This window comes from Aquibaculum arenosum, from assembly GCF_029222965.1.
In the GTDB taxonomy this organism is placed as follows: domain Bacteria; phylum Pseudomonadota; class Alphaproteobacteria; order Kiloniellales; family DSM-21159; genus Aquibaculum; species Aquibaculum arenosum.
Window position 1 is genome coordinate 370,804 of record NZ_JARHUD010000003.1, and the last position, 20,463, is coordinate 391,266.

General features: G+C 65.6%; 25 protein-coding genes. 8 read left to right on the forward strand and 17 right to left on the reverse strand.

Annotated elements, in window-relative coordinates; translation table 11 throughout:
• The gene (gene phoB, locus P2G67_RS06885; RefSeq protein ID WP_275821371.1) at positions 1–693 is read left to right on the forward strand and encodes a phosphate regulon transcriptional regulator PhoB; all 693 of its coding nucleotides are present in this window, start codon (positions 1–3) and stop codon (positions 691–693) included.
• 100 nt (positions 694–793) lie between these two features.
• Positions 794–1,033: a DUF2061 domain-containing protein gene (locus tag P2G67_RS06890; protein ID WP_275821373.1), complete on the forward strand. Its 240-nt coding sequence runs from the start codon at positions 794–796 to the stop codon at positions 1,031–1,033.
• Positions 1,034–1,064: 31 nt separating this feature from the next.
• On the opposite strand, the gene P2G67_RS06895 is transcribed toward P2G67_RS06890, so the two are convergent.
• The 11 genes from P2G67_RS06895 to P2G67_RS06945 form a co-directional block, all read right to left on the reverse strand.
• Positions 1,065–1,634 carry a PAS domain-containing protein gene (locus P2G67_RS06895; RefSeq protein ID WP_322099654.1) on the reverse strand — a complete coding sequence of 190 codons (570 nt, stop codon included), beginning with the start codon at positions 1,632–1,634 and terminating at the stop codon, positions 1,065–1,067.
• A gap of 225 nt (positions 1,635–1,859) precedes the next feature.
• Positions 1,860–2,684 (reverse strand): sulfite exporter TauE/SafE family protein, encoded by an 825-nt coding sequence (locus P2G67_RS06900; RefSeq protein WP_275821375.1) that lies wholly within the window; start codon positions 2,682–2,684, stop codon positions 1,860–1,862.
• 186 nt (positions 2,685–2,870) lie between these two features.
• The gene (locus P2G67_RS06905) at positions 2,871–3,047 is read right to left on the reverse strand and encodes a PLDc N-terminal domain-containing protein (RefSeq protein WP_275821377.1); all 177 of its coding nucleotides are present in this window, start codon (positions 3,045–3,047) and stop codon (positions 2,871–2,873) included.
• 110 nt (positions 3,048–3,157) lie between these two features.
• Positions 3,158–3,523: a histidine triad nucleotide-binding protein gene (locus P2G67_RS06910; RefSeq protein ID WP_275821379.1), complete on the reverse strand. Its 366-nt coding sequence runs from the start codon at positions 3,521–3,523 to the stop codon at positions 3,158–3,160.
• A 9-nt stretch (positions 3,524–3,532) separates the two neighbouring features.
• Complete coding sequence (locus P2G67_RS06915; protein WP_275821381.1) at positions 3,533–3,904, reverse strand: phosphoribosyl-ATP diphosphatase; 372 nt, start codon at positions 3,902–3,904, stop codon at positions 3,533–3,535.
• Positions 3,901–4,677: an imidazole glycerol phosphate synthase subunit HisF gene (gene hisF, locus P2G67_RS06920; RefSeq protein ID WP_275821383.1), complete on the reverse strand. Its 777-nt coding sequence runs from the start codon at positions 4,675–4,677 to the stop codon at positions 3,901–3,903. The genes P2G67_RS06915 and hisF overlap by 4 nt, the downstream gene beginning before the upstream one ends.
• The gene (gene hisA / locus P2G67_RS06925; protein ID WP_275821385.1) at positions 4,677–5,408 is read right to left on the reverse strand and encodes a 1-(5-phosphoribosyl)-5-[(5-phosphoribosylamino)methylideneamino]imidazole-4-carboxamide isomerase; all 732 of its coding nucleotides are present in this window, start codon (positions 5,406–5,408) and stop codon (positions 4,677–4,679) included. The genes hisF and hisA overlap by 1 nt, the downstream gene beginning before the upstream one ends.
• On the reverse strand, positions 5,405–6,007 hold the full coding sequence (locus P2G67_RS06930; RefSeq protein WP_275821386.1) for a GNAT family N-acetyltransferase: 603 nt from the start codon (positions 6,005–6,007) through the stop codon (positions 5,405–5,407). Before P2G67_RS06930 ends, hisA begins: the two co-directional genes overlap by 4 nt.
• Positions 6,007–6,657, reverse strand: a complete 651-nt coding sequence (gene hisH / locus P2G67_RS06935; protein ID WP_275821387.1) for an imidazole glycerol phosphate synthase subunit HisH — start codon at positions 6,655–6,657, stop codon at positions 6,007–6,009. Before hisH ends, P2G67_RS06930 begins: the two co-directional genes overlap by 1 nt.
• Positions 6,658–6,661: 4 nt before the next feature.
• Positions 6,662–7,249: an imidazoleglycerol-phosphate dehydratase HisB gene (hisB, locus tag P2G67_RS06940; protein WP_275821388.1), complete on the reverse strand. Its 588-nt coding sequence runs from the start codon at positions 7,247–7,249 to the stop codon at positions 6,662–6,664.
• A gap of 229 nt (positions 7,250–7,478) precedes the next feature.
• Complete coding sequence (locus P2G67_RS06945) at positions 7,479–7,727, reverse strand: FitA-like ribbon-helix-helix domain-containing protein (protein WP_322099655.1); 249 nt, start codon at positions 7,725–7,727, stop codon at positions 7,479–7,481.
• A gap of 160 nt (positions 7,728–7,887) precedes the next feature.
• Between P2G67_RS06945 and zapE the strand changes: the two genes are divergently transcribed.
• A complete protein-coding gene (gene zapE / locus P2G67_RS06950) occupies positions 7,888–9,006 on the forward strand; it encodes a cell division protein ZapE (RefSeq protein ID WP_275821390.1) in 1,119 nt (372 codons plus the stop codon).
• A 74-nt stretch (positions 9,007–9,080) separates the two neighbouring features.
• Here zapE and hslO read toward each other — a convergent pair whose 3' ends face one another.
• From hslO to P2G67_RS06975, 5 genes are all read right to left on the reverse strand, one after another.
• The gene (gene hslO, locus P2G67_RS06955; RefSeq protein WP_275821391.1) at positions 9,081–10,034 is read right to left on the reverse strand and encodes an Hsp33 family molecular chaperone HslO; all 954 of its coding nucleotides are present in this window, start codon (positions 10,032–10,034) and stop codon (positions 9,081–9,083) included.
• A complete protein-coding gene (gene argF / locus P2G67_RS06960) occupies positions 10,031–10,945 on the reverse strand; it encodes an ornithine carbamoyltransferase (protein WP_275821392.1) in 915 nt (304 codons plus the stop codon). The genes hslO and argF overlap by 4 nt, the downstream gene beginning before the upstream one ends.
• Entirely contained in the window at positions 10,942–12,129 is a 1,188-nt protein-coding gene (locus P2G67_RS06965; protein ID WP_275821393.1) for an aspartate aminotransferase family protein, read from the reverse strand. The genes argF and P2G67_RS06965 overlap by 4 nt, the downstream gene beginning before the upstream one ends.
• A gap of 234 nt (positions 12,130–12,363) precedes the next feature.
• Complete coding sequence (gene amt / locus P2G67_RS06970) at positions 12,364–13,731, reverse strand: ammonium transporter (protein ID WP_275821394.1); 1,368 nt, start codon at positions 13,729–13,731, stop codon at positions 12,364–12,366.
• A gap of 25 nt (positions 13,732–13,756) precedes the next feature.
• Positions 13,757–14,095 carry a P-II family nitrogen regulator gene (locus tag P2G67_RS06975; RefSeq protein WP_275821395.1) on the reverse strand — a complete coding sequence of 113 codons (339 nt, stop codon included), beginning with the start codon at positions 14,093–14,095 and terminating at the stop codon, positions 13,757–13,759.
• 253 nt (positions 14,096–14,348) lie between these two features.
• Here P2G67_RS06975 and P2G67_RS06980 point away from each other — a divergent pair, with 253 nt between their 5' ends.
• Positions 14,349–15,671: a UbiH/UbiF/VisC/COQ6 family ubiquinone biosynthesis hydroxylase gene (locus P2G67_RS06980; protein ID WP_275821396.1), complete on the forward strand. Its 1,323-nt coding sequence runs from the start codon at positions 14,349–14,351 to the stop codon at positions 15,669–15,671.
• Positions 15,672–15,784: 113 nt separating this feature from the next.
• Positions 15,785–16,162, forward strand: coding sequence for a hypothetical protein (locus P2G67_RS06985; RefSeq protein ID WP_275821397.1), 378 nt, complete (start codon positions 15,785–15,787; stop codon positions 16,160–16,162).
• 21 nt (positions 16,163–16,183) lie between these two features.
• Here P2G67_RS06985 and P2G67_RS06990 read toward each other — a convergent pair whose 3' ends face one another.
• Complete coding sequence (locus tag P2G67_RS06990; protein ID WP_275821398.1) at positions 16,184–16,930, reverse strand: SDR family oxidoreductase; 747 nt, start codon at positions 16,928–16,930, stop codon at positions 16,184–16,186.
• Between the two features lie 382 nt (positions 16,931–17,312).
• On the opposite strand from P2G67_RS06990, the gene P2G67_RS06995 reads away from it, so the two are divergent.
• The 3 genes from P2G67_RS06995 to P2G67_RS07005 all read left to right on the forward strand — a co-directional run bounded on the left by P2G67_RS06995 (position 17,313) and on the right by P2G67_RS07005 (position 20,441).
• Complete coding sequence (locus P2G67_RS06995; RefSeq protein WP_275821399.1) at positions 17,313–18,491, forward strand: TRAP transporter substrate-binding protein; 1,179 nt, start codon at positions 17,313–17,315, stop codon at positions 18,489–18,491.
• Between the two features lie 109 nt (positions 18,492–18,600).
• Entirely contained in the window at positions 18,601–19,128 is a 528-nt protein-coding gene (locus tag P2G67_RS07000; RefSeq protein ID WP_275821400.1) for a TRAP transporter small permease subunit, read from the forward strand.
• Positions 19,125–20,441 (forward strand): TRAP transporter large permease, encoded by a 1,317-nt coding sequence (locus tag P2G67_RS07005; RefSeq protein ID WP_275821401.1) that lies wholly within the window; start codon positions 19,125–19,127, stop codon positions 20,439–20,441. The genes P2G67_RS07000 and P2G67_RS07005 overlap by 4 nt, the downstream gene beginning before the upstream one ends.
• Positions 20,442–20,463: the final 22 nt, after the last annotated feature.

Genomic DNA, 20,463 nt, shown 5'->3' on the forward strand with positions numbered 1-20,463 from the left:
ATGAGCGCGACGATTCTTCTGGTCGAGGACGAAGCGGCGCTGATCACGCTGCTGCGCTACAATCTGGAGAAGGAAGGCTACCGCCTGGTCGAAGCCCACGACGGCGAGGAGGCGCTGGTGGTGGCGAAGGAGGAACAGCCGGACCTGATCCTGCTCGACTGGATGCTGCCGCTGCTCAGTGGTCTGCAGGTCTGTCGCCAACTGCGCCGCGGTCCGGAAACCCGCGACACGCCGATTATCCTGCTCACCGCGCGCGGCGAGGAAACCGACAAGGTGCGCGGTCTCGAGAGCGGGGCCGACGACTACATCACCAAGCCCTTCTCTCCGGCGGAGCTTTTGGCCCGCATCCGTGCGGTGCTGCGCCGCAGCGCCCCGGCGACCACCGCGGAGACCCTGTCCTTCGAGGATATCACCATGGATCTGACGGCCCACCGGGTGAGCCGCGGCAACAAGTCGCTGCACCTGGGGCCCACGGAGTATCGTCTGCTGCGCCACCTGTTGCAGCAGCCCGGACGGGTCTATTCCCGCGAGCAGCTCCTGGACGCCGTCTGGGGACGCGATGTCTATGTGGAACTGCGCACCGTGGATGTGCACATCCGGCGACTGCGCAAGGCGCTGAATGACGGGGGTCTGCCGGACCTGATCCGCACGGTGCGATCAGCCGGGTATGCTCTGGATCGACCGACTGCCTGACCCGGCACGGCCTTTCGAAAATTCGCGGTCTCGTCCTTGTAAGCCGCTCCCGGCACCTTATATTGCAAATCAGTCGCAATACAAAGTACGGAGACGGTCAATGCAGCGCGATGTGATCAAGACCCTGAGCTATGCCGGCGTTCACTTCACGGTGGCGTTCGGCGTGGTCTATCTGCTGACCGGCTCGCTGCCCATCGCCACGGGTGTGGCCATGCTGGAGCCCTTGGCCAACACTTTCGCCTATTTCCTGCATGAGCGGGCCTGGAACCTGGCGGGCAAGCGCCGCGCGGCGCCGGATCAGCCGGCAACGCAGCCGCCGGAGGGCCTGGCGGCGGTGTGAAGCGCCGGCCGCTGCGGGCCGCTTTCCGCGCCTATTCCGGCGGGTCCGTCTCCGACGCGTTGTTGCGATGCCAGTTCCAGGAGGGGCGGGGCCACAAGCCGTGGTTCCACTCTCGGGGATAGACCAGAGCGGCCAGGAAACCGGTAACCAAGTCGCCCGTGTCGCTGAGCGGCAGAACCAGGGAATCGAAGGCCCAGCGTTCGCAGGCGATGAGACGCCGGCCCGCCGCACTGCGCGGTTTTCCGTCGGCCATCACGCCTTCGAAGAGACGCTGGCAGAAGCGGCGAAAGGCAGGGTCGGGCAGGTCGTCGAAGGTCGCGCCGGTCAGATCATAGCCCGCCGCTTGGGTCACACCTGTGCCGATCAGGCGATAGCGGAAGAGGGGACGACCGGCTTGCGCTTCGTCGGGGTCGCGCGACAGCGCCTCTACCACCATGACATCCTTGAGGATGTCGGACACCGCGGCCGGATCGATATCCTTTCGCGTCGGCATGGGCCGCTTTCCGCAGATCGACAGCCAGTAGCGATGCAGCCGGAGTAGCCTTTGCTGCTCGGTCCTGATCCCCCCGGCTTGCCCCATTCTGCGCCCAAGGTCGCTCATCTTCCCCGCTGCCACTTACCGCTTTTCTTGTATTGCCGATCGCGTCTCATCCCGCTTTCGTTGCGGGCAGCTGTGCCATATCCCCGCGCCGCTGCCAAGGCCACGGAAGAGAGCCGCCTTTCGGAGAGCTATCCGGCGCAAAAGGTTACGAGAGCCACTCGGCTCCACTTCTTTGATGGAGAGCGGAGTCGCGCTTTCAGTCAGAACCTAAAGTGGTTCAGGTGTCTAGGCGGAGAGCAAGATGTTCACCCCGTTGACCAAAAGGAAGAGAGCGAAGGCCCGGCGCAGCCAGCGGCTGCTGATGGCATGGGCGATTCTGGCGCCCACCGGGGCGAAGAGGCTGGTCATGGGGATCAGCGCCAGGAAGGCAGCGATGTTGACATAGCCGATGGTGAAGGGAGGCATGCCCTCGGTCTTGTCGAGTCCGCTGAGGATAAAGCCCAGGCTGCCGGGCACGGCGATCAGGATGCCGATGGCCGAGGCGGTGCCCACGGCGATCAGCGGTTTGATGGAACAGAGCACCAGGGTCGGGACGGTGAAGGTGCCGCCGCCGATACCGATGAGGGTCGATAGACCCCCGATGACCGAGGCGGTGGCGGCCTTGGCCGCGCCGCGCGGCGGCTCTTGAGCCAGCACATAACCCTCCCTTACGAAGGCCATGTAGGCTGCAACCAGTAGAGCCATGCCGCCGAAGACGATCTTCAGTCCGCTGGCATCCAGCCAGGCGGCAATCACCGAGCCGACGACTACGCCCAGCACGATCCAGGGTGCCCAGGCCTTGAAGATGTTCCAGTCGATGCTGCCGCGTTTGCGGTGGGCGCGCACCGACATGACCGAGGTGACCACAATGGTGGCAAGTGAAGTGCCGACCGCCAGATGCATGCGATGGGCCTCTGCCACCTCGAGCAGGGTGAACATGTAGAGCAGCACCGGCACGATGATCATGCCACCGCCCACCCCCAGCAGGCCGGCCATGGTCCCGGCAATAGCCCCGGCGATGACGAGCATGATGACGAAGTGGGCCAGGGTGCCCAGGTCCAAGGCTTCCATTCAGCGCGGCTTTCAGGTGAAGGTGGGGGGAGGGGCAGCATAGTCCGCAGGCAAGACAGAAGCCGTGCCCGGCGAGCGATGCCGGAGTGTTAGCAACCTGCTGAGTTCACAGAAAATTCGCTGCGACTATGCCGTTCTGTCCCCTGTCTGACAACCCGAAAGCCCAGTTTTGGATGTGGCTGGCGGTCAGCTACGCGGTCCAAAGATCAGCCAGGCGATGAAGCCCACGAACGGGAAGACCACCAGCACGACGACCCAGATGACCTTGGTGCCGGTGGAGGCTGAGGATCCCACGGTCTTGATGATGGCATAGATGACGAGAACGAGGAGGATGAGGCCCAGCAGGCCGAATTCGAGTCCCATGATGGTGGTCTCCCCTTTGTTGACCCTGCCCGGGTGGAGTGTCGGCAGGGCGATCGAGGGGGAAAGCGTCGCGGGCTGCGGTGCGTTCCACCGCAACCCGCATTTTCACCTCATTTGGGCAGCCGCAGCATGACGCCGAGGTCCTGGCCGCCGCAGACATGGAAGTGCAGGTGCTGCACCTCCTGGCGCGCGTCTTCGCCGTGGTTGGACAGCAGGCGGTAGCCGCTCTCCTGGACGCCCAGCATGCGCGCCACTTCGCCGATGGTGCGCATCAGGTCGACGATTTCGTCCGGCGTGGCCTGGGCACTGAAGTCGTCGAAAGAGACATAGGCACCCTTGGGGATCACCAGGACGTGGTGGCGCGATAAGGGTCTGATGTCGTGAAAGGCCAGGGAATGCTCGCTCTCCAGCACCTTCTTGCAGGGCAACTCGCCGCGCAGGATCTTGGCAAAGATATTGTCGGGATCGTAGGCCATCGCTTCCTCTCAAGCCGTGATGTTACGCGCCGCCTTCTCTGCCAGGCCGGAGGTGCCCTTGCGCTGCAACAGCTTCTCCCAGACCTGCTCGGGGCGGACCCCGCGCGCAGCCCAGAGCACCAGCAGGTGGTAGAGCAGGTCGGCGCTCTCCGACGCCAGGGCCTCGGGATCGTTGCGGATGCCCTCGATGACGGTCTCGACTGCCTCCTCGCCCAGCTTTTGCGCGATCTTGGCCTCGCCCTTGGCGAAGAGCTTGGCGGTGTAGCTCGACCCCGGATCGGCGTCGCGGCGGCTTTCGATCAGGGCATAGAGTTCGTCCAGGATGCGGGCGTCCCAGTCGGACGCGCCGGCAGCGGGAGTCTCGGGCTTGCTGTCGCTCATTCCTGTGCCTCCTCGGCCGGGCGCACCGGCACGCCGGCGGCGGCCAGCGCTGCCTTGGCCTCGGCGACGGAATGGTCGCCGAAGTGGAAGATCGAGGCGGCGAGCACCGCCGAGGCATGGCCGTCGCGCACGCCTTCCACCAGATGCTGCAGGGTTCCCACGCCGCCCGAGGCGATGACCGGAATCGGCACGGCATCGGCCACGGCCCGGGTCAGCTCCAAATCGAAGCCGGCGCGGGTGCCGTCGCGGTCCATGGATGTCAGCAGGATCTCCCCGGCGCCGAGCTCGGCCAGGCGCTGCGCCCAGGCCACGGCGTCCAGGCCGGTGGCCTTGCGCCCGCCGTGGGTGAAGACCTCGAAGCTTCCGGCAGCGCCGCGCTTGGCATCCAGCGCCACCACGATGCACTGGGCACCGAACTTCTCCGAGGCGCGCCGCACCAGATCGGGGTCGCTCACGGCGGCGGTGTTCATGGAGACCTTGTCGGCCCCGGCCAGAAGCAGGCGGCGAATGTCCTCGACACTGCGCACGCCTCCGCCGACGGTCAGCGGCATGAAGCACTGCTCTGCCGTGGCGCGCACCACGTCCAGGATGATGCCGCGGTTCTCGTGGCTGGCCGTGATGTCCAGGAAGCAGAGCTCGTCGGCGCCGGCGGCGTCATAGACCCGGGCCTGCTCCACCGGGTCGCCGGCATCGCGCAGGTCGACGAAGTTCACGCCCTTGACGACCCGGCCATCCTTGACGTCGAGGCAGGGAATGATCCGGGCCTTGAGCATCAGGCCGCCTCCCGGCAGCGGACCAGGGCCTCGGCCGGGTCGATGCGCCCGTCGTAGAGCGCGCGGCCGATGATGGCGCCCACCACGCCCTTGTCTCCCGCGCCCTTGACCGCCAGCAGGTCGGCCAGCGAGCTGACGCCGCCGGAGACGATGAGCGGGATCGAGACGGCCCGGGCGATCTCCAGCGTGGCGTCCAGGTTCGGTCCGCCCATGGCGCCGTCGCGCTCCACGTCGGTGTGAATGATGGCCGCCACGCCGGCATCCTCGAAGCGCCGGGCCAGATCGACCGCCTGGATTTCGCTGGTCTCGGCCCAACCCTCCACGGCCACCTTGCCGCCGCGCGCGTCGATGCCCACCGCAATGCGCTCCGGAAAGGCGCGGCAGGCGGCCTGCACCAGATCGGGATCCTTCAGCGCCACGGTGCCGAGAATGACGCGGCGCACTCCCAGCTCCAGCCAGCGTTCGATGGTGGCGAGGTCGCGGATGCCGCCGCCGAGCTGCACCGGCATGGCCACCGCCTCAAGGATGGCCTCCACCGCTGCGGCATTGACTGGCTTGCCGGCAAAGGCGCCGTTCAGGTCCACCAGATGCAGCCATTCGAAGCCAGCCGCGGCAAAGCGTCGGGCCTGGTCGGCCGGGTCGGGGTTGAAAACCGTGGCCTGCGCCATGTCGCCGCGCAGCAGGCGCACGGCCTGCCCGTCCTTGAGATCGATGGCCGGAAAGAGGATCACGGCGTCGTCTCCTGCGTTGCTTGCTCGGCGCTGTTTTCCTGGGCTTCGGCTTCCAGGGAATCGGCCACGAGGTCCTTGTGGTAGTAGAAGCCCTTCATCCAGCGCCCCTCCACCAGCGCATAGCGCGGATGGGTGCCCCAGCGATGGTAACCGAGCTGTTCGTAGATCTGAATGGCCCTGCGCTGGGTTTCGCGCACGTCGAGGTTCAGGACCTTGAGACCAGCCTCGCGCGCGGCAGTCTCCACCGTCTGTACCAGACTGAGCGCCAGGCCGTAGCCGCGCGCCCAGGGGGCGACGAAGAAGGTGGTGAGCGAGCCCGACATGCGGCCGGCCTCGTTGTTGTTGGTGGGCAGCACGAGCTGGGCCGAGCCGGCGATCACCCCATCCAGGCGACCGACGAAGAGCTTGCGCTCGGGGATCAGCAGCACGCCGCGCCAATAGTTCTCCATCACGTCACGCGGTGGCGGCGCCAGCCAGCCGAAGCCGCCGCCGTCGACGATGGCAGCATCGGCCGCATCGCAGAGATCGTGGAGATCGGGCCCGCGGAAGCGCTCCAGGGGCTCGACCCGAGTTTCGATGGCGTGCTGCCGGCCGTCCATTACGGCCTCCATTCGAGAAAGTTGCCGAGCAGGCGCAGTCCCGTCGCCTGGCTCTTTTCCGGGTGGAACTGGGTGCCCACGAGATTGTCGCGCCCCACGGCGGCAGCCAGCGCCTGGCCGTAGTCAACCGTCGCCAGGAGATGCTCCGGATAGCGCGGGCGGAAGTGATAGGAGTGGACGAAATAGGCGTGGCTGCCGGCGGTGAGCCCGGCCAGAACCGGATGGCGCAGGCCGGCGTCGGTCGGCTCCAGCTCGTTCCAGCCCATGTGCGGCACTTTGAGCGCCGGGTTACCCGGTTGCAGCGCCTCCACCTGGCCTTCGATCCAGCCCAGGCCCGGATGTTTGCCGTGCTCCAGCCCGCGCTCGGCCATGAGCTGCATGCCCACGCAGATGCCCAGGAAAGGCCGGCCACGCCGGATCACCGCTTCGTTGAGTGCCTCAATCATGCCCGGCAGCGCTGCCAGCCCCGCCTTGCAGTCGGCAAAGGCGCCCACGCCCGGCAGCACGATGCGCTCGGCCTGCAGCACGGCCTCGGCCTCGCCGCTTACGAGGATGGGGCTGGTCAGCCCGCGCTCACGCGCCGCCCGCTCCAGCGCCTTAGCGGCCGAGCGGAGATTGCCGGAGCCGTAGTCGACCACGACCACGCTCATGGCGTCAGAGCGTCCCCTTGGTGGAGGGCACGGCATCGGCCTTGCGCGGGTCGATCTCGATGGCCTGGCGCAGGGCGCGCGCCAGGGCCTTGAAGCTGGACTCGATGATGTGGTGGTTGTTGGTGCCGTAGAGGTTTTCCACGTGCAGCGTCAGGCCGCCGTTGAAGGCGAAGGCCTGGAACCACTCCTTGAAGAGCTCGGTGTCGAAGTCGCCCAGCTTGTCGCGGGTGAAGTCCACCTTCCAGATCAGGTAGGGCCGGTTGGAGACGTCCAGCGCCACCCGGGTCAGGGTCTCGTCCATGGGAATGAGCGCAGAGCCATAGCGCTGAATGCCACGCCGCTCCCCCAGCGCCTGGGCCAGGGCCTGGCCCAGCACGATGCCCGTATCCTCGGTGGTGTGATGCTGGTCGATGTGCAGATCGCCCTCGGCGCGCAGGGTGATGTCGATCAGCGAATGGCGCGACAGCTGCTCCAGCATGTGGTCGAGAAAACCGATGCCCGTCTGCACATCATACTGGCCGCTGCCATCCAGATCGATGGTCGCGCTGATGCGGGTTTCCTTGGTATCGCGTGCAATGCTGGCGGTGCGCATGGACGCCCTTTCCCCTTCCCGGGACGCTGCTGTCGAGGAACGCGCGCGGTCTAGCACGCCACGCCGGGGAAAGCCACTGTCAGGGAGGGGTGGTGGCTGATCGATGTCAGGCTGCCAGGGATTGATGACGCGCGTGCAGGTAGCCTCGAAGGGCCGTGTGACTCGCGTGGCCACGGTCATGCCGTGCGTAGCCGCGACGGCCGAGATCGCGTTGGTGTGTCCAGGAATATCATTCGAGGTCGATCTGCCGCACGGGAGAGGTGTCGCGCACCTGTTCGATAACAGCCGACTCCTGCTCGGTCATTGCAGCTTGGCGGCCGATATCAGCCAGCAGGCTGCCCAGCTTAACCCGACCTTCGGGTAAGACGGCAGTGCGGAGGATGTCGTTGACCTCGGTCTCTAGGCTGTGACCACGCAGCGCTGCACGCACGCGCAAGGCGCGATGTACCTCGTCAGGCAGATTCTGGACTGTCAGCATGGCCACTGCATTTTCTGCTCTTGCAGTCGATGCATGCAGTAAGGGGATGTCTTTGCAAGACTTCAAGTGGGCTGGATTGCCGTTGCGCCCCTCACCGGGTCTTGACCCAGCCGCCCGCCCGCAGTCCTTTCTCACCCTGGTTTTTCGACAGGGGGCTGTTTTGAGTCAGGGGCCGATTCAAGCCTATCGGGAGAAGCTGCACGCCGGCGAGATCCAGCCGGACGGGGGGCAGGAGCTGGCGGCGGAGAAGCTGCAGGCGTTGCATCACGCCCTGCAGGATTACCAGCCGGCCGGTGGGCGCACGAGCTGGAAGGAGCGGCTCGGGCTGGCGCGGCGTAGGGAGGAGCCGCCGCAGGGGCTCTATCTCTACGGGCCGGTGGGGCGCGGCAAGTCCATGCTGATGGACCTCTTCTTCGACAGCGCGCCCGTAGAGCGCAAGCGCCGGGTGCATTTCCATGCCTTCATGGCCGAGGTGCACGAGCGCCTGCATGCCTGGCGGGCGCGCACCCGCGGCGCCAAGGCGGACCCGCTGCCGGACCTGGCGGGTGAGCTGGCCGAGGAGGCCTGGCTGCTCTGCTTCGACGAGTTCGTGGTGATCAACATTGCCGACGCCATGATCCTGGCCCGGCTGTTCGAGAGCCTGTTCGAGCGCGGTGTGGTGGTGGTGGCCACCTCCAATTTCGAGCCTGACCGGCTCTATGAAGACGGGCTGCAGCGCGAGCACTTCCTGCCCTTCATCGCCCTGCTGAAAGAGCGCCTCGATGTGCTCGACCTGGGGGCGGGGACCGATTATCGGCTGGACCGGCTGAAGCAGCGCCCGGTCTTCCACCATCCGCTGGGCCCCGAGGCCGAGCGCTTCGCCGAAAAGGCCTTCGCCGAGCTCACCGAAGGGGCGGAGCCCAAGCCCGGCAGTCTGACCATCAAGGGCCGCAAGCTGGCGATCCCGGCCACGGCCCACGGCGTGGCGCGCTTTGCCTTCGCCGAACTGTGCGAGCAGCCGCTGGGAGCCAACGACTACCTGACCCTGGCCACCCATTTCCGGGCCCTGGTGCTGGAGGGGGTGCCGGTGATGGGCCCGGATCAGCGCAATGCGGCCCGGCGCTTCATGCACCTGATTGATGCGCTCTACGAGCATCGCTGCAAGCTGGTGATGACGGCCGCCGGCCCGCCGGAGGCGCTCTATCCCGAAGGCGACGGCAGCTTCGAGTTCACCCGCACCGTCAGCCGCCTGGCCGAGATGCAGGCGGTGGACTACCTGGAGCGCGCGCATCTGACGTGAGGGGCCGCGTCGGCGCCCCGTTTTCGCTTCGCGATCAAGGGTGGCCAGCGCAGGCGGCGCGCCGGCGTGAAGCGCTATCTGGCCGACTTCACGGCCTGGACCTCGGCGTCCGTGAAGCGGAAGTCGTAGGCGCAGAACTCGCAGGTCATGGTGAGTGCGCCGTCGACCGTGAGGTGCTCCAGCTCCTCCTGGGAGAGGGAGGCGAGGATGCCGGCAAGGCGCTCGCGTGTGCAGCGGCAGCCCACGGAAAGCGGGCGCTTGTCGAAGACCCGAACGCCGTCCTCATGGAAGAGGCGGTAGAGCAGCTGCTCGGGTGCCAGCGCAGGGTCGAGCAGCTCCCGGTCGCTCAGGCTCGACATCAGAATGAGCGCGCGCTGCCAGTCCTCCTGGGAGGTTTCTGCATCTTCCATTGTGCTGGGCTGCGACTCAGGAATGCGTTCGATCAATAGTGCGCCGGCGCGCCAGGTGCCCTCAACCCGGCCGCAGGCCACCATGATGCCGGCGTTGATCTGCTGCGACTGGCGGAAATAGGCCAGCAGGCAGTCGGCCAGGCGCGGCCCGGCCAGTTCCACCAGGCCCTGGTAGCGCTCGCTGTGCTCGCCTTGGTCCACGGTGAAGGCCATGTGGCCCTTGCCGAACCAGGGTTCGACCTCCAGCGGAGCTTCGGCCTGCGTCGCCTGGGCACGGCTCTGCTCGGCCCCACTCTGGGCCGCTATGGCATCGTCGTCGAAGCCGGCATAGCCGCGCAACTCGCCCTCGGAGGTCATGTCGGCGACCATGGTGCGGATCGGCCCCTCCCCCTTAACCTGCAGGGTGAAGACGCCCTCGTACTTCAGGGTCGAGGCCAGCCCGCCGCCCAGCGCCACCAGCTCGCCCAGCAGCTTCGCCACCGGTTCGGGATAGTCCGGGCGGGTCAGAATGGTGTTCAGCGTTGGCCCCAGGCGCAGCAGGCGCCCGCGGATGCCCGAGCTGTCGATCATGAAGGGCAGGACGAGATCGTCGCCCGGCCCTTCGCCGATCAGGGTCATGCCAGACACCAGAGCAGAATGGCCTTCTGTGCGTGCAGGCGGTTCTCCGCCTCGTCCCAGACCCGCGACTGCGGCCCGTCGATGACCGCGGCCGTCACCTCTTCGCCGCGGTGGGCCGGCAGGCAGTGCAGGAAGATGGCATGGGACTTGGCCCGGGCCATGAGTTCCTCGGTGACGGCAAAGGGCTGCAGCAGGGCGTGGCGGCGCTGCTTGTCGTTCTCGTCATCGCCCATGGAAACCCAGGTGTCGGTCACCACGCAGTCCGCACCCTCCACCGCCTGCGCCGCGTCGTGCAGCACGGAGATGCTGCCGCCTTCGGCCTTGGCCCAAGCCAGGACCTCTGCCGGCGGCGCCAGGCCTTCGGGGCAGGCAAGGCGCAGCTCGAAATCGAAGCGCACCGCGGCGTGGATCCAGGAAGCGGCCATGTTGTTGCCGTCGCCGGACCAGGCCACCACCCGGCCGCCGATCGGGCCCAGATGCTCCTCGAAGGTCATGACGTCGGCCATGAGCTGGCAGGGATGGGTGCGGTCGGTCAGGCCGTTGATGACCGGGACCGAGGCATACTCCGCCAGTTCCAGCAGCTTCTCTTCCTTGGTGGTGCGGATCATGATCGCATCGACATAGCGCGACAGCACCCGGGCCGTGTCCGCCACGGTCTCGCCGCGGCCGAGCTGCGTGCCGGCCGGCTCCATCACCACCGGTTCGCCGCCAAGCTGGCGGATGCCCACGTCGAAGGAGACCCGGGTGCGGGTCGAGGGCTTCTCGAAGATCAGCGCGACGGCCTGGCCGTCGAGTGGCCGATCGCGGCCGGCGGTGCCGGCCTTGCAGAGCTTACCCAGCTCGAGAATGTGCCGCAGGTCCTCCGGCGCCAGCCGGTCGAGATCGAGAAAATGCCGTGGTGCATCTGTCATGCTGTTTCTTCCGCCGCGGCGAAGCTGCCCGCGGTCTCCTCGAGAATGCCAAGGGCGGTGTCCACCTCCGCGCGGCCGATGATCAGCGGTGGCAGCAGGCGCACCACGTTCTCAGCCGCGCCGACGGTGAGCAGGCCGCGCTCCTGGGCAGCGGCGATCACTTCGCCCGCCGGAACCCGGCACTTGAGGCCGAGCATCAAGCCCGCGCCGCGCACCGCCTCGAAAACCTGCGGATGGCGCTGCACCAGCCCCTCCAGCTTCTGCCAGAGATCGTCGCCGGTTTCGCGCACCTGGTCCAGGAAGCCGGGGCGCAGCAGCTCGTCGAGCACCGCATTGCCGCAGGCCATGGCCAGGGGATTGCCGCCGAAAGTGGTGCCGTGCGTGCCCGGCGCGAAGGCGGCCGCCACCTTTTCGGTGGTGAGCAGCGCGCCGATGGGAAAGCCGCCACCAAGCCCCTTGGCCAGCATCATCACGTCCGGCGTGACATCCGCCCACTCGCAGGCGAAGAGCTTGCCGGTACGCCCCATGCCGCACTGAATCTCGTCGAAGATCAGCAGCAGGCCGAACTCATCGCAAACACGGCGCAGTTCGCGCAGGAACTCCAGGCGCGCTGTGCGGATGCCGCCTTCGCCCTGGATCGGCTCCACCAGGATGGCCGCGGTCTCGTCGGTGATCGCGTTGCGCAGCTCGTTGCTGGCGCCAAAGGGCACCTGGTCGTAGCCCGGCGCGGCGGGGCCGAAGCCCTCCAGGTACTTGGCGTTGCCCGAGGCAGCAATCGCGGCGAGCGAGCGGCCGTGGAAGGAGCCGCTGCAGGCGATGATGCGATGGCGCTTGGGTTCGCCCCTGTCGGCGAAGTGCTTGCGCACGATCTTGGCCGCGGCCTCGAAGGCCTCCACACCGGAGTTGCAGAAGAAGACCCGCTCGGCAAAGGACCGTTCAGCCAGGCGCGCGGCGAGCTTTTCGCCCTGGGGAATGCGGAAGAGGTTGGAGGTGTGCCAGAGCTTGGCCGCCTGCTCCTGCAGCGCCTGGACCAGATGCGGGTGCGCATGGCCCAGAGAGCAGACAGCGATCCCAGCGGTGAAGTCCAGGAATCGTCGCCCGTCCTCGGTGTAAAGCCAAGCACCTTCGCCGCGCTCGAACGCAAGATCGGCGCGGGCATAATTCCGCATCAGGGCATCGCGCATGGACCGGATCCTCCGGAGAAACCGCGCCTGCCGCCAGGGCGGCGGCGGCGCTGGAAAGCGCGCAGGGTGCCGCCGCACCTGCAGCGTGTCAACGTTGCTTGCGGGGGGTTCTGCAAGAGCGCAAGCAGGCGGCTTTTCGGGCCGGTGAGCGCCGTGTTACGCGCACAGAAAAAAGGCCCGGTGGTTTCCCACCGGGCCAGGTTGGCGGAGGATCGCCGTCGCTGAAGTCTTGGCTCAGAGCGAGCGGGCGCCCTGGGCGAACTCGGGATAGGCCTCCAGGCCCAATTCGCTGCGGTCGAGGCCCAGCGCCTCCTCCTCTTCGGAGACCCGCAGACCCATGACCGCCTTGATGGCAAGCCAGGCAATGGAGGAGGTGACAGCCATGAAGCCGCCGATGGCGAGGATGCCGATGATCTGCACGAAGAAGTCTGCATCACCGAAGATGGCGACCGCGAGCGTGCCCCAGATGCCGGCGAAGAGATGCACCGGCACCGCGCCGACCACGTCGTCGATCTTGAAGCGGTCGAGCAGCGGCACGGTGACCACCACGATCAGGCCACCGACAGCGCCGATGATGATGGCCAACAGCGGGTTGCCGACATCCGGCCCGGCGGTGATGGAGACCAGGCCTGCCAGTGCGCCGTTCAGCGCCATGGTCAGGTCGACCTTCTTGTAGATCAGGGTGGTGAGCACCACCGCGGTGACCACGCCGCCGGCAGCAGCCAGGTTGGTGTTGGCGAAGACCAGCGACATCTCGACCATGACCGCGGCGCTGTCCATGGCCAGCGCCGAGGCGCCGTTAAAGCCGAACCAGCCCATCCAGAGGATCAGCGTGCCCAGCGTTGCCAGCGGCAGATTGGCGCCGGGGATCGGGTTCACCTTGCCGTCCGGGCCATACTTGCCCTTGCGCGCACCGATGATGATGGCGCCGGTGAGCGCGGCCCAGCCGCCGGCCGAGTGCACGATGGTGGAACCGGCATAGTCGGAGAAGCCCATGGCGTCGAGCCAGCCGGCGCCCCAGGTCCAGGAGCCCTGAATGGGATAGAGGAAGCCGGTGAGCAGGATGACGAAGACCAGGAAGGGGCCGAGCTTCACCCGCTCGGCGACGGCACCGGAGACGATGGAGGCCGCGGTGGCGACAAAGACCATCTGGAAGAACCAGTCGGACATGATCGTGTAGCCGCCTTCCAGCACGGCGGCCAGCATGCTCTCATCGCCGTCCAGCAAGGCCAATTCGGCGCTGCTCGGGTTGTAGAAGAGCGAAAGCGATCCGATCCAGCCGGTGACGTCGACGTACATCAGGTTGTAGCCGACCAGGTAGTACATGATGCCGCCGAGCGCATAGAGCGTGACGTTCTTCAGGCAGATGGTCGCGGTGTTCTTGGTGCGGACGAGGCCGGATTCCAGCATGGAGAAGCCGGCGGCCATCCACATCACCAACACGCCGGCGAAGAGAAACAGGAAGGTGTTGAGGATAAAGCCGGTCTCGTCGGCCACGCGCGTGACCGTCTCTGCGGCCTCCGCGGTGTCCTGGGCCAGCGCCGGGCCTGCAGCCAGCAGGGCCGTGAGCGCCAGCGCGCCCGGAATAAGGCTGCGCAGCATGATAAGTCCCCCTCTCTTTTCGATATCAGAGCGCGTCGGCATCGGTCTCTCCGGTGCGGATGCGCACGGCCTTGGCAACGTCCAGCACGAAGATCTTGCCGTCGCCGATGCGCCCGGTGTTGGCGGCCTTCTGAATGGTCTCGACCACCGCCTCGACCTGGTCGTCGGCCAGCACCACCTCGATCTTGACCTTGGGCAGAAAGTTCACGGCGTACTCGGCGCCGCGGTAAATTTCAGTCTGGCCCTTCTGGCGGCCGTAGCCCTTCACTTCGCTGACCGTGAGCCCCTCGATGCCGGCCGCCGTCAGGGCATCGCGCACGCTGTCCAGCTTGAAGGGCTTGATGATCGCCACGATCATTTTCATTGCCTCTTCCCCTTCTCTCGCAGAGATCGCCTAAACGCAGTGCGCCGGCGGTCCCGGTTTTTGGCCTGCGCTCATTCGCAGGTGTCATCCAGCAGAGAAGCAGATTCCGTGCCAAAACTTTTGTGAGGCCGGATTCAGCGGCTTTAGGGCTTGATGATCGGAGTGGGCAGCCCTTGGGCGCGCTAAAGGGGAGGGATAAATGCACAAAAAATAATCTACCAACATTCACAGCCTATTAATTAGGCAATTGAGTGTGTCTGAGGCTCTGGACAAGCGCGCGGCGGACGGCGATGCTCGGCGCATGGTCATGTCCGGACACTCCCGCGAGCTGCGCGCAGAGGCGCGCTTCGATGTCATCCTCTCAGGCGGGGGCCTGGTGGGAATGAGCTTGGGCGTCGCATTGGCCGATGCCGGGCTGCAAGTGGCGGTGATCGACCGCGAGGATCCGGCCAAGGTCGTCGACGCGCCCTTCGATGGGCGTGCTTCTGCCATCGCGCGTGGCTCGCAGCAGGTGCTTTCCACCATCGGCGTCTGGCAGCACGTCGGCGTTGATGCGGCGGCGATTCTCGATATTCGCGTCAGCGACGGCAAAGTCGGCCGCCGCCCGTCGCGGCTCTTCCTGCACTATGACAGCGCCGACCTAGGCGAAGGGCCCATGGGCTACATTGTGGAGAACCGCGTGCTGCGCCGGGCGTTGCAGGCGCGCGCCGCCGAACTGCCCGGCCTGAGCCTGCTGGCGCCGCTGACCCTCGAATCAGACCGGCGCAGCGCACAAGGGGCCGAAGCGCTGCTCTCCGACGGACGCCGGCTCACGGCGCCGTTGCTCGTGGCGGCCGAGGGACGCAACTCGCCGCTGCGCCGCCGCGCCAACATCCCCGTGACCACCTGGGACTACCCGCAGGCTGGGATCGTCTGCACGCTCTACCATGAGCTGGACCACGCCGGTACGGCGCATGAGCACTTTCTGCCGTCGGGTCCCTTCGCGGTGCTGCCACTGACCGATGACGAGCAGGGACGCCATCGCTCCTCCCTGGTCTGGACCGAAAAGCGCGAGTTGGTGGCCGGTTTCATGGCCATGGACGATGTCGCTTTCGCCGGCGAACTGCAGCGTCGCTTTGGCTATGGCCTGGGCAAGATTACGGTGGAGGGCCATCGTTGGTCCTATCCGCTGTCGCTGATGCATGCGGCGCGCTACCACGACCGGCGCCTGGTCCTGATCGGCGATGCGGCGCACCAGATCCACCCGATAGCCGGCCAGGGTTTCAATCTCGGTCTGCGCGATGTGGCCGCCCTGGCGGAATGCCTGGTGGATGCCCGGCGCCTTGGCCTCGATCTCGGCAGCCCCTCAGTGCTGGAGCGCTATCAGAGTTGGCGGCGCTTCGACACCCTGGCGATGCTGGCGGCGACCGACGGCATCAACCGGCTCTTTTCCAACGACCTGCCCCCTGTCCGCCTGGCGCGAGACCTTGGCCTCGCTGCGGTCAATCGCCTGGGGCCGGCACGGCGGCTCTTCATGCGCCATGCCATGGGTGTGGTGGGCGATCTGCCCCGGCTGGTGCGCGGCGAGCCACTCTGACGCGCCTATCCTTCTCGCGCATTCTACCTCTGCAGCAGAGTTTATCTTTTGCATTTGCAAGAGACGGCAACTTCGTGATTCTATTGGCCATCTGCTGATAGGGGACCTGAACCATGCCTGCCTTGCGATCTTTGCTGCTGGTGAGCCTTGCCGCAATGCTGCTGGCCGGCTGCGGACTTTTTCGCTCCGCGCCAGAACCGTCGCAGTCCGCACCGGCCGCCGGACCAACCGGAAGCATCGAACTCAGCCTGATCGACCGCAGCACGCTGCGGCGTGCCTCGGCTCCGCTGCAATGGCACGTGCGCACCCACCCCAGTCACCCGGCCGGGGATCAGGTCGTCTATGCCGGCAACTCCTCAGCTCCCCGGCTGCAGCTGGCCGGGGGCTGGTACCTGGTCGAAGTGGAGCACGATCGCGGTAGGAACACTCATGTGTTCGAAATCTATCCCGGCGTACACCAGGACATGCACCTTGTGCGGATGAAGGAGTGACAGGCGCAGTGGCGATCCGATCTATCGCCCGCCGCCGACGCGAATCACCGTCCCGTTGATGTAGGACGCAGCCTCCGAGAGCAGCCAGACCACCGGTTCGGCAGCTTCCTCGGCGCTGCCGGAGCGGCCCAGCGGTACCGTGGGCGCCATGCGCTCAACCCGATCCGGGATTCCCGCAGAAGCGTGGATATCGGTTTCGATCAGTCCAGGGGCCACGGCGTTGACGCGAATGCCCTCGGGACCGAGCTCCTTCGACAAGCCGATGGTCATGCTGTCGATCGCGCCCTTGGAGGCGGCGTACCAGATGAACTCGCCGGGGCTGCCCAGAGTGGCGGCGCCGGAGGATAGGTTGACGATGGCGCCGCCGGCCCCGCCACGCCCCTTGCCCATGCGACGGGCTGCTTCACGGCAGCAGAGCAGGCTGCCCATGACGTTGATGTCGAGCGTGCGCTGCATTTCCTCGACCGAAGCCTCAATGAAGGGCGAGGCCCGGCCGGTTATGCCGGCAGAGTTCACCAGTCCCGTTACGGGTCCAAGCGCCTCTTCCACGCGGTCGAACAGCGCGATCACCGCCTTTTCATCGCTGACTTCGGCCTGCAGCGCCACGGCGCGCCGACCGGCGGCCTCGACCGATGCCACCACCTGCTTTGCGGCGCTTGCGTCGCTGCCATAACCCACGGCCACGTCCCAGCCGTCGCGCGCTGCCAGGCGGCAGGCGGCGGCCCCGATGCCACGGCTTCCGCCGGTGACGAGTAGTATTTTACTCACGACTTTCGATCCTCCCCGGGTGCTGGCAAGCCGTCGGTGCGGCCTTCCCCTACGCCGCCTCACCATCGCTGACTTGCTACCCCAGGCACGCGCTTTTGGAAAGCGCGGCCGCACTTCTACACATAAGAGGGAGTCGACAGGTGAGAAATGGTCAGACTATAGTTTGCCCCGTCGACTTCGAATGTCGTCGACCGGCGCGGTTACGGAACCTGGTTTGGTAGCGGCGCCGAACATAAACAGGGGGCAGGGTCGGAGCCGGTGAAAGTCAAATAGCGTAAGCTTCAAACAATGGCTCTGTGCTGGCGGTGCAAGGGCAGAACAATAGCTCGCCACCGTTGCTCCACTTCAGAGTTCACGCCCAATCGCAGGGAGGCGACCTATCATGAAGAAAGTTCTGGCTGGGACGGCCGCGGTGGCGCTCGCCGGTTTCGTGGTGACCGGCATGGGGGCGCCGGCGTCCGCGCAAGAAGAATTCAACCTCACATTCCAATCAACCTGGTCCTCCAGTGACCCGCACCAGACAAACTTTGTGCGCTGGGCGGAGCAGATCGAAAAGAACACCGGTGGCCGGGTCACCATCGAAACGCTGCCCGCGGGCGCAGTGGTGCCAGCTTTCGAAGTGCTGGATGCCGTGCATGAGCAGATCATCGACGGCGGCCATGCCTGGTCCGGCTACTGGGTCGGCAAGAACCGCGCCGCGGTCATGGTCTCTTCCGGGCCTGCCGGTCCCTTCGGCATGGATTCCTTCGACTACTGGGGTTGGATCTGGGAAGGCGGTGGCCTTGACGTCAACAACGCCTTCTTCAACGACGTCCTGAACGTCGACGTCTTCTGGATGCCGGTGGGCAGCACCGGGCCGCAATCCTTGGGCTGGTACAATGTCGAGCTGGAATCGGCCGATGACCTGCGTGGATTGCGCCTGCGCATTCCGGGCATCCCGGGCGAAATGTATTCAGACATGGGCGTTTCGGTGGTCACTCTGCCAGGCGGCGAAATCGTGCCGGCCGGCGAGCGCGGCGTGATCGATGCTGGCGAGTTCGTCAATCCCTATCACGACGAGGCGCTCGGCTTCGAGGACGTCTGGCAGTATCACTATGCGCCAGCCTACCACGAGTCCGTGACGGTGGCGGAGGTGCTGTTCAACACCGAGATCTGGGAGTCCTTCCCCGAGGATATCAAGAACATCATCATCGTTACCACCCAGGCCCACTATCTCTGGTGGGAGAACCACAAGCCTTACCAGAACCGCCTGGCCATGCAGCGCTTGTCAGAGAAGGGCGTGCAGTTCCGGCGGACGCCAGACGATATCCTGGAAGAATCGATGGACGCTTGGCACGGCATTATGGCGGAAGAGTATGCCAACAATCCGGCCTTCAAGGATATCGCCGATTCCCAGCTCGAGTGGGCGTCGCACAACGTTGTTGCCCGCCGCATGTTGGAGCCGAACTGGAAAGCCATTGCGGACCGCTACTGGGCTCCAGGCGGCCTGGTTGAAAGCGGCGAGATCGTGGACTTCGAGTACACGGCGCCGTCGGATTACGACACCTTCATAGCCGATTGATCCGAGTGCAATGAAGCAGCCGCGGGGGTGCCGGTGCGCAGAGTGCCAGCACCCCTTTGCGGCTGCGTTCTTGTGTTCGCTCTGACCGCTCTTTCGGGGGGCTTCGCGTATGCCATTGGACTCCGGAGTACGCGCGATTGTCAGGGGTATCGACCGCTTCACCATTCTGTGTGCGCGGGTCTTTGCCTGGATGTCGATCGTGCTCATGCTGGCCATCGTCTGGCATGTGGTGGCGCGCTACGTTTTCCACTCGCCCACAATCTGGGCCTATGACGTCACCTACATGCTCTACGGCTCCATGTTCATGCTGGGGTCGGCCTACTGTCTCTATCGGGGCGGCCATATCCGCACCGACTTTCTCTATCGCGCTTGGAGCCCGCGGTGGCAGGGGATCATGGATGCGGTGCTCTATGTCCTGCTGTTCTTTCCGGCGATGTGGCTCTTTTTCGAAGCCGGTTACGGCTACGCCGAGCGTTCCTGGATACAGGGGGAGCGCGGCTTCTATTCGCCCTGGGCGCCGCCGATCTATCCCTTCAAGACGGTCATTCCGGTGGCCATCGTGCTGCTGATGATCCAGGGGGTGTCTGAACTCTTGAAATCGCTTTACGCGGCAATCGTCGGGAGGTGGCCGGAATGAGCACCGAGTATCTCGGCCTGGTGATGCTCGGATTGCTCCTCGTCACCATCTTTATGGGTTTCCCCATCGCCTTCACGCTGATGCTGTTGGCGGTGGTTTTTGGTTACATGGGCCTGGAGCACCGGGTCTTCCGTCTGATGGTCTCACAGACCTTTGGGTTGATGCAGGAAGAGGTTCTGGCCGCCGTTCCTCTGTTCGTTCTCATGGGATTCTTCCTGGAACGATCAGGCTTGATGGAACGATTATTCAGGGCCCTGCAGCTCGCCATGGGCGGGATGCCGGGCTCGCTGTACCTCGTCACCCTGCTCACAGCCACGGTCTTCGCTACGGCCACCGGCATCATCGGTGCATCCGTGACGGTCATCGGGCTGCTTGCAGTGCCGGTGATGCTGAAGAACGGCTACTATCCGCGGCTGGCTGCCGGTGTGGTCTGTGCCGGCGGTACGCTGGGCATTCTGATCCCTCCTTCGATCATGCTGGTGCTCATGGGGCCGGTGCTGGGTGTGTCGGTGCTGCATCTCTTTGCAGGCGCAATCATTCCGGGCTTGCTGCTGGCGGGCATGCACATGGCCTATGCCATGTTCCGTTCCTATATGAACCCGGCCTTGGGACCGCCCCTGCCGGTGGAGGAGCGGGCAGCGAACTGGGGCGTGGTCGTCAAAGAGTTGATTGCCGGCTTCCTGCCCGCGGCGGCGCTCATGTTCTTCGCTTTGGGCACGATCCTCATCGGCATCGCCACACCAACGGAAGCGGCCGGTCTGGGGGCCTTCGGTGCCTTCCTGCTGGCGATCGTCTATCGGCGCATGAACTGGCCGATGTTCAAAGACTGCATGATGAACACATTGCAGACCACCGCCATGATTCTCTTCCTGGCGGTGGCGGCGAACATCTATGCGTCGATCTTCTCACGGCTGGGCAGCGGGGCGCTTGTCACCGACTGGTTCCTCAACATGCCCTTCGAGCCCTTCTGGATCATGGTCATGATGATGATCCTGATCTTCCTGCTCGCCTGGCCGCTCGAGTGGCCGGCCATCGTGCTGATCTTCGTGCCCATCCTGGCGCCGATCGTGCGCGAGCTGGAAATGAGCCTGCTGTGGTTCGGGATTCTGGTGGCGGTCAATCTCCAGTCCGCCTTCCTCTCCCCACCGGTGGCCATGGCGGCCTATTACCTGAAGGGCGCTGCGCCCGAATTGAGTTTGGGGGACATCTATATCGGCATGCTGCAGTTCAATGTGATTCAGAACATTGCAGTGGTGTTTGTGCTGCTGTTCCCAGGCTTGGCACTCTGGCTGCCCGGCCTAATCTACGGCTGAGGCAAAACCGCCCGGGCCTTCA

What these genes read in the sequence shown, in the direction of transcription:
- hisB (WP_275821388.1), bottom strand. Translation starts at nt 7,249, where the DNA reads ATGCGCACCGCCAGCATTGCACGCGATACCAAGGAAACCCGCATCAGC.
- P2G67_RS06945 (WP_322099655.1), bottom strand. Translation starts at nt 7,727, where the DNA reads ATGCTGACAGTCCAGAATCTGCCTGACGAGGTACATCGCGCCTTGCGC.
- P2G67_RS06910 (WP_275821379.1), bottom strand. Translation starts at nt 3,523, where the DNA reads ATGGCCTACGATCCCGACAATATCTTTGCCAAGATCCTGCGCGGCGAG.
- P2G67_RS07000 (WP_275821400.1), top strand. Translation starts at nt 18,601, where the DNA reads ATGCCATTGGACTCCGGAGTACGCGCGATTGTCAGGGGTATCGACCGC.
- P2G67_RS06985 (WP_275821397.1), top strand. Translation starts at nt 15,785, where the DNA reads ATGCCTGCCTTGCGATCTTTGCTGCTGGTGAGCCTTGCCGCAATGCTG.
- P2G67_RS06915 (WP_275821381.1), bottom strand. Translation starts at nt 3,904, where the DNA reads ATGAGCGACAGCAAGCCCGAGACTCCCGCTGCCGGCGCGTCCGACTGG.
- argF (WP_275821392.1), bottom strand. Translation starts at nt 10,945, where the DNA reads ATGACAGATGCACCACGGCATTTTCTCGATCTCGACCGGCTGGCGCCG.
- amt (WP_275821394.1), bottom strand. Translation starts at nt 13,731, where the DNA reads ATGCTGCGCAGCCTTATTCCGGGCGCGCTGGCGCTCACGGCCCTGCTG.
- P2G67_RS06995 (WP_275821399.1), top strand. Translation starts at nt 17,313, where the DNA reads ATGAAGAAAGTTCTGGCTGGGACGGCCGCGGTGGCGCTCGCCGGTTTC.
- P2G67_RS06900 (WP_275821375.1), bottom strand. Translation starts at nt 2,684, where the DNA reads ATGGAAGCCTTGGACCTGGGCACCCTGGCCCACTTCGTCATCATGCTC.
- P2G67_RS06965 (WP_275821393.1), bottom strand. Translation starts at nt 12,129, where the DNA reads ATGCGCGATGCCCTGATGCGGAATTATGCCCGCGCCGATCTTGCGTTC.
- P2G67_RS06895 (WP_322099654.1), bottom strand. Translation starts at nt 1,634, where the DNA reads ATGAGCGACCTTGGGCGCAGAATGGGGCAAGCCGGGGGGATCAGGACC.
- hisF (WP_275821383.1), bottom strand. Translation starts at nt 4,677, where the DNA reads ATGCTCAAGGCCCGGATCATTCCCTGCCTCGACGTCAAGGATGGCCGG.
- P2G67_RS06975 (WP_275821395.1), bottom strand. Translation starts at nt 14,095, where the DNA reads ATGAAAATGATCGTGGCGATCATCAAGCCCTTCAAGCTGGACAGCGTG.
- hisH (WP_275821387.1), bottom strand. Translation starts at nt 6,657, where the DNA reads ATGAGCGTGGTCGTGGTCGACTACGGCTCCGGCAATCTCCGCTCGGCC.
- hslO (WP_275821391.1), bottom strand. Translation starts at nt 10,034, where the DNA reads ATGACCCTGATCGGCGAAGGGCCGGGCGACGATCTCGTCCTGCCCTTC.
- P2G67_RS06905 (WP_275821377.1), bottom strand. Translation starts at nt 3,047, where the DNA reads ATGGGACTCGAATTCGGCCTGCTGGGCCTCATCCTCCTCGTTCTCGTC.
- P2G67_RS06930 (WP_275821386.1), bottom strand. Translation starts at nt 6,007, where the DNA reads ATGGACGGCCGGCAGCACGCCATCGAAACTCGGGTCGAGCCCCTGGAG.
- P2G67_RS07005 (WP_275821401.1), top strand. Translation starts at nt 19,125, where the DNA reads ATGAGCACCGAGTATCTCGGCCTGGTGATGCTCGGATTGCTCCTCGTC.
- phoB (WP_275821371.1), top strand. Translation starts at nt 1, where the DNA reads ATGAGCGCGACGATTCTTCTGGTCGAGGACGAAGCGGCGCTGATCACG.
- P2G67_RS06890 (WP_275821373.1), top strand. Translation starts at nt 794, where the DNA reads ATGCAGCGCGATGTGATCAAGACCCTGAGCTATGCCGGCGTTCACTTC.